Below are 14,237 nucleotides of genomic sequence, written 5' to 3'. Positions count from 1 at the left end.
CGATGACGTCTGATGCGCCCGCCTAGCGACCGTCGACCGCCGTTGCGGCTGTCACCGTAATCGGTACGTCGTCCTCCCACGGCTGGCGATCGATCAGATCCGCGATCCCGAAGGTGCCACGTTCGAACTCGCCTGTAGCGGCGTCGACGAGGCGATACTGCTGCCGCTGTCGATGGATCGGCTGACCGTCGATCATGATGATGCGGACCTCGCCCGGTTCGAAACGACAGCGGGCGTGCAGAGCTCGCACCAGGTTCTCGTTGTGCAGATGGCCGTCGCCGAAGCTCCATCCGAGCGCATACGCGGCGACCATCTCGCCCTCGACGACGGCGTACTCATCCTCACGCCCAGCGGACATGACGCGATTCAACAGCGTCACGACCGCGCGGCCGTGTGCGTACATCGCACGAAACGCCAAGCCGCGGTACATCGCGATCTCCGCATTCTCGGGACCGGCGAGCCGTTCGAGTTGCTTGTGCTGCAATAATCCGAGTCCCGAGGCCCGCTCCTGGATCTTGGCGGTCGCCGACTCGGTCAGACACCACGTGGAGATGTCCCAGTTGCCCGCGTAGTAGCGCATCCCAGGCAGGAAGGACACTTTCGGCGGGTCGACGTTGCCGAGAACGATTGCCGCGATGATCACCGCCATCAGCGCGGCCACGGCCCACGGCTGCGCAAGCTCAGCGAGGCCGAGATCCGCATGTGCGACGAAGAGCGACCCGATGCCGAAGATCATGAAGACGTTCCACTCCAGAGGCACACCAAGAGGAATCGACGTCAGTATCACGAGATGGAAGATCACCATCACCGTGGCCGCGACGATGGTGATCACTCCGCCGTGGGAGAAGAACATCACCAGCGGCACAAGCAATTCGACGACAGTGCCGCCATGCGCGAGCAGCCGCGGGATGATGCTCGGCCGGATGTCCTCCGGGTAGCCGCGATAGAGCAACGTGCGCAAGCGCTTCGAGCGAACCAGAGGGCTGTTACCCATCATCGTCGCGACAACATAGGGAAAATGTTTGTTCAGCTTCGACGTGGCCGCCCCCATCCAGATCGCCACCATCACCAACTTCGCCGCGACGATCATGTCCTGCCCCGGCAGCAGGAACGTCACCGTCAACGCCCCGTACACCTCGCCGCGGGCGGCGAGGAAGATGAGCTTGTCGCGAAGCCCGGCGATCGCAAGCAACGCGACAATCACAGCGATGTTCGGAGTCGGCAGCAATCCGATCGAGGTATCCAAAGCGGCAACGGGTCCCGTGCCGTCCGACAGCAGCGCGCAGAGCGTCGCAACGAGCAGACCGGCATACAGCATCACGTCGAGCGGACCGCGGCGATCGCCGGCGGTCAGCGGCACCCAGCGCGGCCACGGCGGGAGCCGGATGGTCCCGACGCGGAGCCAGTACAGCACCGAGCCCATCGGCGGTTTGATCTTCCCGGTCAACGGCCCGAATCCGCAGCCCAGTCCGAGCGCCTCGAACAGCAGCGCCCACAGCACGGCCTTCTGGAAGACGATCGGCTCGCTCCACCACGACGCGATGTTTCCCCACCCGTCGATGCCCTTGGTGGCCAACGCGAAACACACGCCGCCGATGACGAACAACGCGATCTTCACCGTGTAGAGCACATACAGCACGTCGGGGTTCCCCATCCCCCGCTCCGCGATGTGGCGCACGAGAGGCTTGAGCCGCTCCGATCGGCTGCCCTGCCGCCATGTCGGGTGGTCGAGCGCGGGTGAATCCGCTTTCAGAAAGCCCATTGCGCTGTTCTCTCTAGGTCAGCGCGTCGTTGCGGATGTGAGCGAGGTGATGCAGCAGAGCCTCGTTGCGACCGAACACGACGTGGTCGACCCCTGCCTCCAGGCCACGCTGACAGGCCTCGGCCATCGGGAAGTCCTGGCCGTCGAGCACCTGGGCGGCGCCGTCGATTCCCATCTTGTACCAGGTGCGTTCCTCCTCGGTGGTGATCTCCTTTGGCGCCCCGATGGACAGGTAGACCACGGCCTCACCGGGACTCTTGCCCGGATATGCGCGCAACATCTGCGAGGTGCCCGGTGCCTCGATCAGCACACAGCTGGGAAACAGCCCGTACACCACGGTGCCGAAGAATTGGTCTGGCCAATCGGCTTCGGGAACGTTGCGATACTGCACGATGTCGCGGAACGGAAACGCCCAGCGGATGTTCCGGCCGTAGATGTCGTAGACGGAGTTGTTCGACGCCAGCGGGTCGAGGGTGTCGGCGTGCACGTAGGGGAAGTGGTAGCCCTCGAAATTTACGTCGACGGCGAGTTTCCAGTTGCAGGCGATGTCGTAGCGCCTGGTTTCGGCATGGTGGTTGTGGTCAAACCCGTAGTCCGACAGCGGTACCGAGATTCCATCGAGAGCTGCGGACACGTCGACATCGGCTGAGAGCCCCACGACGATCAGTCCCGCTTGAGCGGTGACCGGCAATTCGATAAGACCACGGCGCTCGAGATCCGCTCCTGCGAACATCTTTCGGGCCGGAGCCCCCATCAGGCGCCCGTCCAGGCCGTAGGTCCACCCGTGGTAGGGGCAGCTGAGTGACCGCGCCCTGCCGCAGCCGTCGGCCACCTGCGCGCCACGATGCGCACAGCCGTTGATGAACGCACGAAGGACACTGTCTCTGCCCCGGGTCACCAGCACAGGCGTGCCCATCACGTCTTTCGTCGTGTAGGACCCCGGCACGGCGACTTCGCCGGCCCAGCCGATCACGTGGGGAACGCTGCGCAGCATCGCGACGTCGGCCTCGAAACGTTCGTGATCCACGTAGGCGCTGCGCGGTTCACACCAGACCTGATCCGCGACATCGAGGGAGTCGTTCTCGAAATGCTTGAGGACTCGGCGGGTGAGATCGAGGGCTTCTTGTCGGGGCACGGCCGATCCTCAGTAGCGGACCGGGTCGTCGACGAGGGCGGTCCGCAGCGCACGGACCTGGCTGGCGAAAAAGCGTTGTGAAACAGAGGTATTGGTAGCGATCAGATCGAAGGCGTGGAATGCGCCGTCTGCGATCTCCTCATGGACGGCCACACCGTGCTCCCGGAGCCGCCGTGCGTAGTCGCGGCATTCGTCGTGAAAGAGGTCGAGGGTTCCGACACCGATCCAGGCCGGAGGCAACCCGGACAGATCGGTGCGGCGGGCTGGGACGGCTGCGTCAGGGTCGGCGCCTGCCAGGTACCACTGCCACGCGATCCGGTTGTCGCGAGCGGTCCACATCACCCGCCGGCGTGATTCTGCGGGCGTCCGGTCGTCGAGCATTGGATAGACCAGCATCTGTAGGGCGAGATCGACATCGCCGCGGTCGTGGGCGAGGTGCGCCGCCGCGGCGGCGAACCCGCCGCCGGCGCTGGCGCCGCCCACCGCGACTCGTGCCGGATCCACCCATGACTGCCGCGTCAGCCACTGCAGTGCGGCGTAGCAGTCCTCGAGTGGTGCCGGGTACGGATGTTCCGGCGCGAGGCGGTGATCCACCGCGACGACCGCGACGTCGGTGAAGTTGACCAGCCTCCGGCAGAACCGATCCTCCTGCGCTGCAATGCCCATCACGGTGCCGCCGCCGTGAATCCACAGCAACGCCGGCCCGGGCGTGTCGGTGTGGGACGGGCGGTGCACCCGCACGGTGACGTCATTGTTGACACGGGCCACTTCGACTCCCCGCACACGACCGGTCCATCCCGCGATACTCATCAATGCACGCGGTAGCGACAAACCGCGTTGCAGCGCATAGCCTTTCGGCAGAACGCGCGACAGCCGGCGGAGTTCGGGGTCGACCCGCCCGTAATCGATGTCACCCACCGGCCGCCACCGTTGACGGAACGGCCGGCCCAGCGATCTTTCGCCCGGCACGGAGAAAGCTGCCCGTCCGGACATTGCCGACCAGGCCCGTCGACACCCCGTCCCGAACGACCGTGCGGCCACCCACGAGGACCGCGGCCACCGCGTCGTCGTTGCGGTTGACCATGCGGCTCAGGCCGCCGAACTGTTCGACGGGCTGTTCTGCGTAGGCATCGAGCGCTTCGTCCAGGCGCGTCGGATCGATCACGGCGATGTCGGCGCGATCACCGACGCGTAGGTGGCCCGCATCCAGCGTATACCAGTCAGCCAGTTCGCCAGTCAACCGATGAACGGCGTGCTCGACGGTCATGAACGGTGCACCGGCTTCCGCGCTTTGCCGTACGTGGCGCAACAACCGCAGCCCGCTGTTGTAGAAGGCCATGTTGCGCAGGTGGGCCCCGGCATCGGAGAAGCCGACCTGCACCCCGGGGTGGCGTCGAAGAACCGACCGTTGGTGATCACCACATCGAAGCTCATCGGAACTCCACTCCACATCGCTTCCGGTCGGGTCGCGACGATTACAATACACTTGCGCGTTAATGTATGGTCACGAAATGACCGAGCCCAGAGCCGTCGAATACGATCTGCCGCACCTGCGGATGAGCGCGCTCAGCTGGGGGCCCGACGATGGCCGATTGGCCATCTGCCTGCATGGATTCCCTGACAGCGCGCACAACTGGCGACAGCTCGCGCCGATTTTGGCAGCCAACGGATTTCACGTGATCGCACCGTTCACGCGCGGCTATGGCCCGACTGGGCCGGCTCCCGACGGTGACTACACCATCGGTGCCCTGATGAGCGATGTGGTCGACCTGTACTCACACCTGGGTCGGCCATCCGATGCCGTGCTGATCGGCCACGACTGGGGCGCGTTCACAGCCAGTGCGCTTGCGGCGTATCCCGGCTCTCCATTCAGCGCACATATCGCGTTGGCGGTTCCTCCGCTCGCCGCGATCGACAACTCGAGGCGCGGACTGGGTCAGCACCTGCGAATGTCGGCGATCCAATTGCGCAGAAGTTGGTACGTACTGTTCTTCCAGCTGCCCGCCGCACCGGAGCGAGTGCTGCACCGCGTGATACCCCGGCTCTGGAAGGACTGGTCCCCACGTGGAGCGCACGTTGGCGACGGCGTCGCCGAGACGATGGAAGCTCTGCCTTCGCTCGCGCACCGTCGGGCGGCGGTGGCGTACTACCGCGCCGCAGCGCGATTCACCCGCCCCGCATCGCAATACGCGGGTCTGCACCGCTTCCGGTTCAAGTTGCCCACCCATCCGATCCTCGTGTTGCAGGGCGAAGAGGACGGCGCGATCCAATTGGGCTATCTCGACGGCGCGATCGACGCGGCGCCGCCGGGCAGCCGGGTCCGCACCATTCCCGATGCCGGGCATTTCCTCCAGATCGATCAGCCCGAAGCGGTCGGCACGGCCATCCTCGAGTACTTACGGATCGGCTGAGTTCAGCGCGCCGCGTCCGCGCGCCGCAATTCGTAGTCCGCCGGATTGCAGCGGTTGGTCCATCGCCAGTAGTCGAAGATGCGGAAGCTGTACAGTGTGGGCAACCCTCCCGAAGAGTTCTTGTAATAGCTGCTGGATACCGCGGGATGGCTGTACACCATCTGCCGTAGGCGTTCCTGGTTGCGCCGGTTGTAGTCATCGCACACGTCGGCCCGCGGCATCGCCCAGTCGTAACCACCCGCCAGCACCATGTCGATGCACGCCATGATGTAGCGCATCTGGCACTCGGAGTTGTAGATGATGCTGGCGCCGTTGACCGCGTTGGTGCCCGGACCGTACATGCAGAAGAAATTCGGAAATCCCGGCACCGTGATGCCCAGGTAGGCGTAGGCCGAATCGCCCCAGGCGGTGTTGAGCTCGACCCCGTTCATACCCTTTACGTTGATCGGGCCCAGTTGGTGGTTGACGTCGAACCCCGTGGCCCACACCAGCACATCGGCTGGGCGATGCACTCCGTCGGCGGTGGTGACACCGTCGGGGGTGATCTCGGCGATGCGCTCAGCGATCAACTCCACATCGTCGCGCTGCAACGTCGTCAGCCAGGTTCCGTTGTCCTGCAATGTCCGCTTGCCCATCGGCGGATAGCTCGGCGTGACCTTCGCCAGCAGTTTTTCGTCGGTACAGAACACGCGCATCCAGGCGATGAACATCTCGCGGATGGCGTGGTTCGACGCGTTGCACGACAGTCCGCCGTTGTCCCAGTCGGGATCGATCTTCACTTGTTCGTCGAGTGCGTCGGCGATCGGCCACCACGACACGAACCGCAACCACCGTGCGTAATAAGGAAGGTGACGCATGGCCCACCTCGCGCCGTCGGGAACGGCGTCGTGGTACATCGGATTGGGCGCCATCCACTGCGGGGTGCGTTGGTAGACATCGACCTGCAACGCCGAGTCCGCGATGGCAGGCACCAATTGGAATCCACTGGCCCCCGCGCCGATGACGGCAACGCGTTTACCCGTCAGATCGACATCGTCGCGCCAGTCCGCGGTGTGGAAGGCCGGCCCACTGAAACTGTTGGCGCCCTTGATGTCCGGAATCACCGGGTTGCTGAACTGGCCCACGGCGCAGATCACGGCGCGCGAGGACAACTCTTCGACGCGGCCGTCGGCCCGCCGGATCGTCACCCGCCAGAGTGCCGACGCCTCATCCCACATCGCACCGGTCACCTCGGTGTCGAAACGCACGTGCGGGACGATGTCGTACTTGGTCGCGACGTCCTGGAGGTACCTCAGGATCTCGGGCTGCTCGGCGTAGTAATGGCGCCAGTAATCGGTCGGTTCGAACGAGTACGTGTAGTACTGACTGGCGATGTCGACGCGACATCCCGGATATCGGTTGGCCAGCCAGGTGCCGCCGACAGCGGGCCGCTTCTCCACGATCGTGAACGGCACACCCGCCGCCTTGAGCTTGACCCCGGCCAGCAGCCCGGCCTCGCCGCAGCCGATGACGACGACGGGAAAGTCTTGGCGCTGCTGCGCTGTCGACGCCAGTGGTGGGCCGGACTGGTCGGCGTCGGTGAACCGCAGATCCGCGGCGACATAGTCGACGAACTCCTCGGTCACCGTTCCCGCCGAGATCACGTCGAGCATCGACCGCATCTGTTCGGCGTTCGGCACGAACGGCGGCGGGCAGCCACGATCACGGTAGTCGCGAACCACCGCGACTGCGCGATCGCGCACCTTCTGCTTGTCCGGTTCGCTCATGGCGCCCTGCAGGTCCATCGCGATGAGCGCATACGGCCTGGGCAGCTCGTCGAGCAGGCCCATGTCGCCGGTCATGTGCACCATCGACATCAACAGCGCCGGCACACTCGCCTCGGCGACGGCGGTGCGAATGACGTCATCTGAATCGTCGAACGGCAGGCCTAGCAGCGGGTCGCCCTCGCCGATGATCGCTGGATTTTCTACCGCCGACTGGCGCATTCGCTAATCATACACAACGCATAGAGCGTATGGTCTAAACCGCGATCACCTCGACCGGCAGGAATCAGTCGTATGACGAACCTCAAGATTCGGCGCATCCGATTCGATCTCACGGGTAACGATGTGCCGTTCAACTGGAATCCGGAGCGACCGGCGTTCGCGATGCAGTGCAACCTGATCACCTTCTTCGCGCCGGGATTCGAGAAGTTCATCGTCGACGCGACCCGCGAGGCCATTCCCTTGATGCGCGATCCGCGACACATCGAGGAAGCCAACGCCTACCTGCGGCAGGAGGCGCAGCATTCGGCGGCGCACATGAGCCACTTCCGGGCGCTGGTTCGGCGTTGGCCGGGGTTGCAGGAGACGATGGACGGGGTGATCGAATCTTATGACCGGCTCACCGCGACAAAGCCTTTAGCGTGGCGACTCGCCTACACCGCGGTCATCGAGAACACCTTCACGCCCTACTTCAAGGTCTTCCTCGACCACGAGGACAAGCTCTTCTGGCCCGGCGACGAACGCGTGGCGTCGCTGTTCCTCTGGCACTTCGTCGAAGAGATCGAACATCGCAGCTCCGCGTTGATGGTCTACGACGCCGTGCACGGCGACTTTCTCTACCGCGCCAAAACCATCGGCGCCGTCGTCAAGCACATGGGTGAGATCCTGTCCATCGTCTCGAGTGGGTTCCAACAGCACGTGCCCGCAGCGGACGGTGGCCAGTACGGCCGGTTGCTGCCAGATGGGTTGACACCGCTGGCGATGCTGGCCGCGGCACGAGCCGCCCGGCAGCTGACCGGCCCCGGGCAGGGCACCTATTCCGGCGTGCCCAGGCGGGAGATGATAGCGATGCTCACCGGCCTTGTCCGTTCACAGGGGCCGCACCACGATCCGGCATACGAGAACCTCCCACCCTTCGCGGGACGGTGGCGCGAACGGTACGACCAGGAGCCGAAGAGCGCTGCGCGTTGGTATTCCGTCGGCGCGGGCTCGAAGTGAGGGCGGGTGGGGGTGCCGCCGCCGATATGATCGCCGGCATGCGGGCCGAGGAAATGGGCGAATAGTGGCACGGCGCCACGGCTGGTCGGGCAACACCCCGACCTCGGACGAGGAGGCGATCAACCGCATCCTCGACGCCGCCGACGACATCATCGCCGAGCGTGGCTCAGCGATGCGGATCGCCGACGTCGCACGGTCGTTGGGCGTCACCCGGCAAACGGTGTACCGCTACTTCCCCGGCACCGAAGCGCTACTGCTCGCGACGGTCATGCGCTCCGGCGACGGTTTCCTCGAGCAGCTGGCGAACCATGTCGCCGGCGAAACCGACGCCGTCAGGGCGGTCGTCGAAGGCTTGGCCTTCGCGATCGAGCATCTCTCGAACGACGACCGGATGATCTACATCCTGAGCAAGCGGTCCAGGGGTGAGCTCGCACCCTCGCTGGCCTCCGACACCGCGCTCGCCTTCAGCCGATCCATGCTCCACCGCTACGAGGTGGACTGGGAGGCAAACGGTTTCGACGGAGAGGCCCTCAGCGGGCTGTCCGAATTCCTCCTGCGGATCCTGTACTCATATCTGGTCGACAGCAACCGAACTCACCGCAACGGCGCGGAGTTGCGCACCTTCCTGGCACGCTGGGTGGGGCCAGCCGTTATCTACCCCCGATTCGCGGTGGCCATGGAGTCGGTGAGCAAGGTCGCCCTCCCACGGCGCTCCCGGAGCCGTCCGGCGTCGTAGCCTCCAGCGAGATTCCCTGTAAGTCCAGGTCGCAGTGGAACATCCAGGCGGGTGCGGGCAGACGCCCAACCGATCAGGTGGTGGCGTCGAAGGTGATGACTTCGCCTCGATTGATGGACACCCAGTCGCGAGCCTCCAGGTAGGGGCGGAAGGTGTCGATGATCAGCTTCTCGTCGTCGGAGGTTTTGGGCCGCTGAAGCTCGTAGAGGTGGGGAAACTCCGTCCAGGTGACGACGGCGTCCCATAGCCGCAGCGCCGCGTCGCCGGTGGGCGGGTCGATGAGCACCGGGCCGAAGAGGCACTGCCCGTCGGGAAAGAACATCGTCGGCACGCCGTATCCCCCGGCGTCGATCACCCGCTGGTGATCGGCCATCACCTCGTCGCCGGTGGTCGGGTCCGTGATCGCCTGGTCGACCAGGTGCGGATCGAAACCGAGTTCGGCGAGTAAGCGCCGGGCGACGGCCTTCTCGTGGGGCTTGTGCCCGTCGACATGCAACGCCCGCCCCGCCCGGGCGTACCACGCGTCGAGGTTCGCCATCGAGCGTCGCCGCAACAGCGCACCGATGCGCATCATCGACCAGCCGTAGGACCACTCCCTTTCCCACGGGTGCTTTTTGCCCTCCTGACGGTTGACTTCTTCGAGGCTGAAGAACCGCCAGTTCACCTTGAGGCCCGTGAGGTCCCGGACCTCGCGAATCCACAGCGACGTCTGATACGCGTAAGGACACATCACGTCGAAATGAAAATCGACGAAAGTCGGGCGACCCGTCACATGTGAACCCTAGGCCGCGGCGGCGAGCATCTCAACGACGCTGATCGGTCGGTGGAGCCACACCGGTCGATGCTTGACCAGAGTGCCACGTGATGCGCTGGCGAGCAGATGGCTACACAATGTCAGCATGCATGTCGAGAACTGGAACCCGGTGAGATGAACCTCCGAAACTGTCTGCTTCTGCCGGCCGTATGGCTCGCCGCGACGCTAACCATCGCGCCGAGTGCAACCGCTGAACCACGGTCGACCGTCCACGACGTCGAAGCCGCCGTCGCCAAGGCCGAAAGCCTCCTTGGGACAGACGAATTCGGCATCTACGGATGCGAAGCTCTGGTGGCCCACGCATTCGGCGTGTCGCAGGCTGAATTCGGTTGGGACGGCGCGTCCGAGACCATGTATCAAGCTCTTCTCGAACAAGGCAAGATTCACACCGACAGGAATCCCCCACGTGGGGCACTCGTTTTCAGTAAGGGATTCGTGGGGCCCCACATCGACATTTCCCGCGGGGACGGAACGTACATATCCGCCGGCGTGCAGGGCCTGTCACCGGGATACGGCGACGGGAGCAACATCCAGATCCTGCCCAGTCCCAGTGTGGGAGACGCCAACTACACCTACCGCGGCTGGAGCATGACGTTCCCGGAGTAGGTCTGTCCGTGCTGGGATACCGTCCGGAACAAAGCCAAAAGGGCCACGCCTTTGGACGTGGCCCTTCTGTCGTGGAGCTGCCGGGAATCGAACCCGGGTCCTACGGCGTTCCCTCAAGGCTTCTCCGTGCGCAGTTCGCTATGCCTCTACTCGGACCTCCTGATCACGCGAACAAGTCAGGATGACGATCCCAGTCGCTGTTTGGTGTCCCGATGAGTCCCGCGACCGAACTCACCGGTTTATCCCTCTAGCTGATGCCAGACACCGGGTCGAGGGCTTTCCCGGGCTGACAGACTAGCCGTCGCTTAGGCAGCGAGGGCGTAGTCGCGCTGATTGGAATCGGCGCTTAATTGGTTGCAACGACGCTTACGGTGGTCTCTTGCCTGCACCGGCACGCTTCCCTTGATTCGACGCTCGAAGTCGAAACCGTTCAGCCCCTTGTTGAGTTGTCCAACACCATGCCCGCCAACCTTCGGCGGGACATTCCATCCTACGCGACCCGCAACGCCTCACCACAACCATTTATGCCCTCACAGGTACATCGCTGCAGCTCAGATCACATAGTTGAGGTGCTCGACGACGCGCCTGCCGACCTCTTCATCGCCGCTGTACCCGACGGCGTCGGCGTGCTGGGCCAACGAGGTCCGGCCCCCTGCCAGCCGGGCGAACAGTAGCGCGTCGAGCGTGATGGTGGTCGTCGGCTCGGCACCGCCGAAGTCCTCGACGACGTGCGCGCGGCCCTCGACCGCGACGTTGATCGTCCTGCCAAGGGGCCCGGTCAACACGATCGAGACACGGGATCCGTCCGGCGCCCGGCCCAGTTTGCCCACCACGAAGCCCATGCTTGCCGCCATCTCGTCCAGCGCGAGCTCCGACGGCCGCCCCAGCGGGTCGCTCACCGGCTGCCCGAGTGCGTCGCGGATGTCGTGCTCGTGCATCCAGCAGTCGAAGATCCGCACCCGCATGAATCGACCGTAGGTGTCCGGCCCCGCAGGTGTGAGGGTGACTTCGTTCCAGTCGCCCTCGGAAATCGCGGCCAGGGCTTCCCGCCGCTGTCCGGTGATCGAGCGGAACCTCTTCAGCAGGTCCTCGACCGGTAAGGCCCGCAGATGCCGGACCCACCGCTCGTTCATGACCCCGATGTCGTTGCGCACGTGCTTGAGCGTGGAGACGTCAATGTCGGCCTCCGGCGTGCCGACGCCCTGCAACATCGACTCCGTCCCGACCACATGCGCGACGACGTCGCGAACCGACCAGCCGGGTAGCGGCGACGGCGCCAACCACTGGGCATCGGTCAGCCCGTCGACCACTTCCCCGATGGCGTCCCACTGCGCGAACAGTGCGTCGAGCACCGCCGACCTGTCGAGATGTGTCACCGGACGCGAGGCGCTGCTGCTCACGTCCCGACGGTACCGCGCGCCCTCGACGAGCAAGCCGGGAATGCCGGAGCGTTAGGGCGTGTCGGCCGCGAGCGGTTCCGCCGCACGATCGACGATCACGGTCGGCCGCCCGAACAGGTACCCCTGGGCGAATCGACAGCCGGCGCGAATCACCATGTCGGCCTGCTCATCGGTCTCGATGCCTTCGGCGACCACATCCAGGCCAAGGGGGTTACACACCGCGATCACCGACCGGTATAGCGTGGCGTCCCGAGCGCGTTCCGTCCCGGCCAACAAGCTGCGGTCCAGCTTTACGGCGTCTACCGGCAATGAGTGCAGATAGGTCAGTGAGTTGTACCCAGCCCCGAAGTCATCCAGCGCTACCTTGACCCCAATGGCGTTGAGCCGCAAGATCTGTGCGGCCGCCGCATCGAGGTCGAAGATCGGCACGGTTTCGGTGATCTCCAGCGTCAACCGACCGGACTCCATGCCGTAGCGAGTCAGCGTCTCACTCACCACGTCAACGAAGCCCGACTCGCGCAACCGTGCGGCCCCGATGTTGACGTGTAACTCCAAACCTGTTCCACCAGAGATGATTTCCCGACACCCGAGGTCCAGGATCATCGCATCGAGCGCACCCCCGAGCCCCGCAGCCTCAGCTGCGGCCACGAACGTCTCGGGCGGGATCTGCGCACCATCGGGCGCGGTCCACCTCGCGAGCGCCTCGACCGCCACCGGGGTCGCCTCGGGCAGCCGGACGATGGGTTGGAAAACCAGGGCGAATCCTGCGGGCGGGCCCCCGTCGGCCCGACGCAACGCGCTCGGAAAATCCGCCGCCAAGCCCAGCATCGACGGGTAGACGACGGCAATGTCCTTGCCCAGCCGCTTCCCCTCGTACATCGACTGGTCGGCCTTGCGCAGCATGTCATCCGGGGTCTGACCGTCTTCGTTGGCGCCTAGGCGGACCAAGCCCATGCTGGCGCGAACGCGCGCGGTGGAACCGTGCACGACGAACGGCTCGCGCAGCGCAGCCCGGATGCGGTCGGCGACAACCTCCGGCGGTGTCACGCCGTCCTTGATCAGGATCGCGAACTCGTCACCGCCGATGCGGGCCAACGTGTCCGTATCCGCGACGCAGCGACGGAGGCGGTCTCCGACGGCGCGCAGCAACTCGTCACCACCCGCGTGCCCGAACCGGTCGTTGACATCCTTGAAATCGTCGAGGTCAACGAAGATAAGCACGTAATCGCCGCTGGCGACTGCGGTTTCAAGCCTCTTGCCGAACAACAGCCGGTTCGGCAGCCCGGTCAGCGCGTCGTGGTGCACTTGGTGTGCAAGTCGACGTTGCGCGTCGTACAGTCGCACCGTCAGCCTCTTCTGCGTACGCATCGCGAAGACCTGGCGCGCGGCGACCAGCAGTACCATCATCACCGCTCCACTGACGAGCACCGCGTCCAATTGCTTGCCGATCAGCACGTGGTAGGCGTAAAGCATTGCCATACCGGCGAATCCAACGTACGGCAGGGTCAACTGCACGTAGTCCATCACCCGTTCTCCGGCGTCGCCCGAGGGTTCCAGCTCGGCCATGGCGTACGTCACCAACACCAGGCCGATGACAAACGCGCCGCCCGCCCAGAGCTCACCGCTTCCGACATCGACGGTCCGGAAGTACGCCACCATCCGGTCCGCGGACGTGAGCACCACGACCCCGCCGCTCAACAGAAGACAGTTCGCGCGGTACGGCCTGCCCGCCGGGTAGATGATCGCGAAGTACACCGCCGCCACCACCGCGCAGAGTTGCAGCAGCGAATACGTGATCAGAACCGCGGGGTTGTTCGAGCGAGGGAACGCCGCGGCGGCCAGTCCGCCGTATCCGGCGATGTAGGACAGCAGCGAGAAGGAGATGGCCGCCACCACCCCGTCCAGCACGGAGGCGACGGCGGAATGCTGGTGCGCCGGATGGTCGCGACTGCCGGCGGTCTCGTCGTCGGCACGGCCCAGCACGACCACGGCGACAGCGATCAGCACCGCGGGGAGCAGGTACGCGATGATTTCTCTCACGCCCGCCACCCGGCCGTCTGCAGACCCTCCCCCGGCCCACCACATCAACTCACCGACTTGCCAGCTCAAGCACGCGGTGGCGATCAGTATCCGCCACCAGCGAGACGCGCCGCTGACCCTGCGCGCAACCGAGAAACCGATGACCAGAATGGCGATGCCCACAACCGCCTGCAGCGCGGTCAACAGTGCGGTTGCCACATCGCGTCCCCATGGCGCCAGCGCGTTGACCGAGACCACCACGAACATGGCAACCAGAACGGCCCACCGCAGCCGATAATCTCTGAGCGACACCCCTTCACCCGCCTCCCGGTCGTTATGATGCCTCACCCGACCGGATGCATATGCAACTATT

11 protein-coding genes, 1 other RNA gene and 1 pseudogene are annotated in these 14,237 nt (G+C 65.0%); 4 read left to right on the top strand and 9 right to left on the bottom strand.

Features of this window, described 5'->3' with window-relative positions; genetic code table 11:
• Positions 1–22 precede the first annotated feature (22 nt).
• The 4 genes and pseudogenes from A5752_RS03375 to A5752_RS03360 all read right to left on the bottom strand — a co-directional run.
• The gene (locus tag A5752_RS03375) at positions 23–1,762 is read right to left on the bottom strand and encodes a DUF3556 domain-containing protein (protein ID WP_067082065.1); all 1,740 of its coding nucleotides are present in this window, start codon (positions 1,760–1,762) and stop codon (positions 23–25) included.
• 13 nt (positions 1,763–1,775) lie between these two features.
• Positions 1,776–2,897 carry an aromatic ring-hydroxylating oxygenase subunit alpha gene (locus A5752_RS03370; protein WP_067082062.1) on the bottom strand — a complete coding sequence of 374 codons (1,122 nt, stop codon included), beginning with the start codon at positions 2,895–2,897 and terminating at the stop codon, positions 1,776–1,778.
• Positions 2,898–2,906: 9 nt separating this feature from the next.
• Entirely contained in the window at positions 2,907–3,815 is a 909-nt protein-coding gene (locus A5752_RS03365; protein WP_067082058.1) for an alpha/beta hydrolase, read from the bottom strand.
• Positions 3,808–4,356, bottom strand: a pseudogene (locus A5752_RS03360) (hypothetical protein); the annotation flags it as partial. The pseudogene A5752_RS03360 and the gene A5752_RS03365, both read right to left, overlap by 8 nt.
• A 52-nt stretch (positions 4,357–4,408) precedes the next feature.
• On the opposite strand from A5752_RS03360, the gene A5752_RS03355 reads away from it, so the two are divergent.
• Positions 4,409–5,308, top strand: a complete 900-nt coding sequence (locus A5752_RS03355) for an alpha/beta fold hydrolase (protein ID WP_067082267.1) — start codon at positions 4,409–4,411, stop codon at positions 5,306–5,308.
• A 2-nt stretch (positions 5,309–5,310) separates the two neighbouring features.
• On the opposite strand, the gene A5752_RS03350 is transcribed toward A5752_RS03355, so the two are convergent.
• The gene (locus A5752_RS03350) at positions 5,311–7,293 is read right to left on the bottom strand and encodes a flavin-containing monooxygenase (RefSeq protein WP_067082052.1); all 1,983 of its coding nucleotides are present in this window, start codon (positions 7,291–7,293) and stop codon (positions 5,311–5,313) included.
• Positions 7,294–7,365: 72 nt separating this feature from the next.
• Here A5752_RS03350 and A5752_RS03345 point away from each other — a divergent pair, with 72 nt between their 5' ends.
• Together A5752_RS03345 and A5752_RS03340 are read left to right on the top strand one after the other, a co-directional pair.
• Positions 7,366–8,289 carry a metal-dependent hydrolase gene (locus A5752_RS03345; RefSeq protein ID WP_067082049.1) on the top strand — a complete coding sequence of 308 codons (924 nt, stop codon included), beginning with the start codon at positions 7,366–7,368 and terminating at the stop codon, positions 8,287–8,289.
• Positions 8,290–8,353: 64 nt separating this feature from the next.
• A complete protein-coding gene (locus A5752_RS03340; protein ID WP_067082046.1) occupies positions 8,354–9,025 on the top strand; it encodes a TetR/AcrR family transcriptional regulator in 672 nt (223 codons plus the stop codon).
• Between the two features lie 73 nt (positions 9,026–9,098).
• On the opposite strand, the gene A5752_RS03335 is transcribed toward A5752_RS03340, so the two are convergent.
• The gene (locus A5752_RS03335; protein WP_067082043.1) at positions 9,099–9,797 is read right to left on the bottom strand and encodes a mycothiol-dependent nitroreductase Rv2466c family protein; all 699 of its coding nucleotides are present in this window, start codon (positions 9,795–9,797) and stop codon (positions 9,099–9,101) included.
• A gap of 156 nt (positions 9,798–9,953) precedes the next feature.
• Between A5752_RS03335 and A5752_RS03330 the strand changes: the two genes are divergently transcribed.
• Entirely contained in the window at positions 9,954–10,445 is a 492-nt protein-coding gene (locus A5752_RS03330; RefSeq protein WP_067082040.1) for a hypothetical protein, read from the top strand.
• Positions 10,446–10,514: 69 nt separating this feature from the next.
• Here the strand turns inward: A5752_RS03330 and ssrA are convergent.
• The 3 genes from ssrA to A5752_RS03315 form a co-directional block, all read right to left on the bottom strand.
• Positions 10,515–10,883, bottom strand: a transfer-messenger RNA (tmRNA) gene (gene ssrA / locus A5752_RS03325).
• A gap of 113 nt (positions 10,884–10,996) precedes the next feature.
• A complete protein-coding gene (locus A5752_RS03320; RefSeq protein WP_067082264.1) occupies positions 10,997–11,845 on the bottom strand; it encodes a maleylpyruvate isomerase family mycothiol-dependent enzyme in 849 nt (282 codons plus the stop codon).
• 51 nt (positions 11,846–11,896) lie between these two features.
• Complete coding sequence (locus tag A5752_RS03315) at positions 11,897–14,176, bottom strand: putative bifunctional diguanylate cyclase/phosphodiesterase (RefSeq protein WP_067082038.1); 2,280 nt, start codon at positions 14,174–14,176, stop codon at positions 11,897–11,899.
• Positions 14,177–14,237: the final 61 nt, after the last annotated feature.

This window comes from Mycobacterium sp. 852002-51961_SCH5331710, from assembly GCF_001665535.1.
Taxonomy (GTDB): Bacteria; Actinomycetota; Actinomycetes; order Mycobacteriales; family Mycobacteriaceae; genus Mycobacterium.
Note: the sequence above shows the minus strand (reverse complement) of the source record. Positions and strands in the feature narration are given on the sequence as shown.